Here is a 3,527-nt window from a genome sequence, read left to right on the forward strand (position 1 = left end):
ACTGATAACTGATAACTGATAACTGATAACTGAAATGACTCCTTCTTCAAGGAGTTGCCGACTTATTTGCATTCAATTCTTGTTGAGAATATACACCTGCTTTTAAGTTAGATTTATGTTGTGCTTCTGCCGCAACCTCTGCCTTAGCCTCCGCCACAATATCCCCGAATACTTCTACTGTTTCTGCTAGAGCGCCTTTAGTTTTTTCCAAGAAAGAAACACCCGTTTTAATAGTTGCTTTAGCTACGGGTTTTAACAAAGGTAAAAGAATCGGAGTTAATACAATCGCACCCACACCTACTGCAATCGGAACTCGATTTTGAATAACAGTTTGTTTAACTTGTTGAGGTAAGTTTTGAGTTGCTTGTTGCCAGGTTTGATTAGCTACCACAGGTAAATTTTGATTGACTGACTCTGGTAGATTTTGATTAGTTTGTTCTACCATCTTAATGCTCTCCTGATTTTAGTATTATTAGTATTATAAAATAATTATAACAAGAAAACATCATCAAGAGTGATTAATTTTTTATTAAATTTAACTCCCTATTGCCATTAATTTTCAACAATAAAATATAGCAGTTTCTAAAATTATAGCAGAAGGAAGAAGGAAGAAGTAAAAATATTGCTTTGTCTGAGTTTTAAGATTTTGAACTGTCCGCGCTCTTTCCTTCAACTGCTATATCTACGAATTTATAGATTACTTAATAACTGAAAATAAACTACAAGAATTAAAATTAAACTTGCCGAAGAATTAAAGTTTAAAGCCTATCCTTTAAAGGAGAAAAAAGGGGTCGATGGATGACGTTTGCTATCGCAAAGCTGCGCTAACAGCGGAGCTGCTCTGCAAGAGCCGGTCTCCTTGCTGGCCGACCATCGACCAAGAAAAGAAAAAATTTTCATGCTCCGCGTTAATCCTCTTATTGAAAAGAAGAGGTAATTGTTAATTATTAATTATTAATTATTAATTATTAAAAGCCTTTATTCTATAAACTTGATATTAAATTAATTTAACCGGAGTTTCCCTCCAAATCCTAGTTTAAGAGATTAAAAATATTCTCAATAAACCCTATCTATAATTTATGACAAATAAAATTTTAGCCCTTGATTTTGGTGGCACAAAGTTAGCAGCAGCAGTATTAAATTCTGGTGAAAGAGACTGGCAAGATTATCAAAAAACTTTTTCCCCTCCCCATGCTTCTGCTCAAACAGATATTGAAATGATGCAAACTATTTCTCACAACCTCCTCAAAGGCGAAAAACCTGCTGCTATAGGAGTAAGTTTTGGCGGCCCAGTAGATGCAACAACAGGTACAGTTCGTCTATCCCATCATGTAAAAGGTTGGGAAAATATTCCCCTCAAGCAAATATTAGAAACCGAATTTAACTCACCCGCAATAGTTGATAATGATGCCAACGTAGCAGCATTAGGAGAACATCGTTTTGGTGCTGGTCAAGGATATGATAACTTACTTTATATTACTGTAAGCACTGGTGTCGGTGGAGGTTGGATTCTCAATGGCAAACCATGGCGGGGTGTTCAGAGTATGGCAGGAGAAATAGGTCATGTCACCGTCGATCCAGAAGGTCCAATTTGTCTTTGTGGTAAGCGTGGTTGTGTGGAAAGATTGGCATCAGGTCCCTATATTGCCCAACAAGTAAGGGAACAGTTGCAATATCAACCTCAAGAAGGGCAAATTTTGCGGAGTTTGGTAAATAATGATTTAGAAGCAATAACTGCCCAGGAAGTTAGTCAAGCAGCTATGCAAAGAGACAAAGTTTCTATTAAGGCGATCGAATTGGCAGGTTGGGGTTTGGGAGTAGGTATTGGGAATGTAGCTAATTTAGTTAACCCCGAACGGTTTATTTTAGGGGGTGGGGTGATGAAGGCAGGTGAATTATTGTGGGAAACCTTACAACGAGTAGCAAGAGAAACTGCTTTACCAGAAGTAAATTTTGAGATTGTACCAGCAGCATTGGGTGATGAAGCACCTTTGTGGGGAGCAGTAGCATTAGCTGAGTATCTGTTGTTGAATAACTAAAAAAGAGGCAACAGGCAACAGGAATGAATAATTAATAATATCATGTCCGGATAATTAGTAGACTTGTCGCTAAATAAAGCCCTGAAAGTGGCACTCGCAAGATTCTGGTTTTTCCCATCCACTTATGCTGCCATTAGGTAGAAATTCCAGAAGAGTTTTGACTTAGTTGATGATTTGCGTATGTATTTGATTAAGTCAATTCTCCTACAATTTCTAAAATTTAAACTGATTTACCAATTCTTGTAAGTCTCCCGCTGTTTTGGATAACTCAGTTGCAGACTGTTGGGTTTTGGCTGCGCTATTATTGGTACTTTGCGCTGCTTGTGCTACACTGGTAATATTACGCGCAATTCCTGATGAGCCTTCTGCTGCTTGGTTAACGTTACGGGCAATTTCGTTGGTAGTGGCAGTTTGCTCTTCTACCGCCGAAGCAATCGTATTTTGGATGTCGTTAATTTGATTAATAATAGTGGTAATTTGACCGATCGCTTCTACTGCTCCTTTGGTATCTCCTTGGATAGCTTCAATTTTTTGACTAATATCTTCGGTTGCACTGGCGGTTTGTTTTGCTAATTCTTTAACTTCGTTGGCAACTACCGCAAAACCTTTTCCTGCTTCTCCCGCTCTTGCTGCTTCAATAGTGGCATTGAGGGCGAGGAGGTTGGTTTGTTGAGCAATAGAAGTAATGACTTTAATCACTTTACCTATTTCTGTACTACTAACTCCTAACTTGCCAATGGTTTCATTAGTAGTTTCGGCGGTTTCGACAGCAGTTGTGGCAACTTGAGCAGCATTAGTGGCATTTTTAGCAATTTCTCGGATACTAGCAGTCATTTCTTCTACACCAGTAGCAACTGACTGAGCATTGACGCTAACTTGTTCGGCGGTACTAGAAACTGACTCTGCTTGAGTCGAGGTTTCTTGAGATGCTTGACTCATGGTTTGACTTTCCGACATCATTTCCTCGGATGACTTGGCAACAGCGATCGCTACTTGGGCAATTTTTTTCACTTGTTCGGTGAGGTTAGCTGCCATTGTATTGACGTTATCTGTCAAGTCTTTCCAAACTCCCCTGACATCTTGTACTTGAGCTTGACCACCTAATTGCCCGGCAACCACTTCTTTAGCAACGCGCGTTACTTCTGATGAGAAGGTATTCAGTTGGTCTACCATTTTATTCAAGGTAGTCTTAAGTTCCAATATCTCCCCTTGAGCATCCACAGTAATTTTCTGAGTTAAGTCTCCTTCAGCAACAGCAGTAGCTACTTCTGCAATATTTCTCACCTGTAAAGTTAAGTTAGATGCCATACCATTGACATTATCTGTTAAATCTTTCCAAGTGCCACTTACTCCTTCAACTTGTGCTTGACCTCCTAATATTCCTTCGCTTCCAACTTCTTTTGCAACCCGCGTTACTTCTCCACTAAAAGCATTTAGCTGGTCTACCATTTTATTCAAGGTAGTCTTAAGTTCCAATATCTCCCCTTG

At 39.1% G+C, this 3,527-nt stretch carries 3 protein-coding genes; 1 reads left to right on the plus strand and 2 read right to left on the minus strand.

All coding sequences use genetic code 11. The features are described 5' to 3' along the window. Positions 1-46: 46 nt before the first annotated feature. Entirely contained in the window at positions 47-445 is a 399-nt protein-coding gene (locus tag AC3DU7_RS15775) for a DUF5132 domain-containing protein (protein ID WP_488040280.1), read from the minus strand. A 634-nt stretch (positions 446-1,079) separates the two neighbouring features. On the opposite strand from AC3DU7_RS15775, the gene AC3DU7_RS15780 reads away from it, so the two are divergent. Beyond that, complete coding sequence (locus AC3DU7_RS15780; RefSeq protein WP_488040281.1) at positions 1,080-2,039, plus strand: ROK family protein; 960 nt, start codon at positions 1,080-1,082, stop codon at positions 2,037-2,039. A gap of 213 nt (positions 2,040-2,252) precedes the next feature. Here AC3DU7_RS15780 and AC3DU7_RS15785 read toward each other — a convergent pair. Continuing rightward, positions 2,253-3,527 (minus strand): methyl-accepting chemotaxis protein (locus AC3DU7_RS15785; protein WP_488040282.1); only part of this gene is annotated, 1,275 nt, incomplete at its 5' end.

Source organism: Okeania sp. (assembly GCF_983059655.1).

What these genes read in the sequence shown, in the direction of transcription:
- AC3DU7_RS15775 (WP_488040280.1), bottom strand. Translation starts at nt 445, where the DNA reads ATGGTAGAACAAACTAATCAAAATCTACCAGAGTCAGTCAATCAAAAT.
- AC3DU7_RS15780 (WP_488040281.1), top strand. Translation starts at nt 1,080, where the DNA reads ATGACAAATAAAATTTTAGCCCTTGATTTTGGTGGCACAAAGTTAGCA.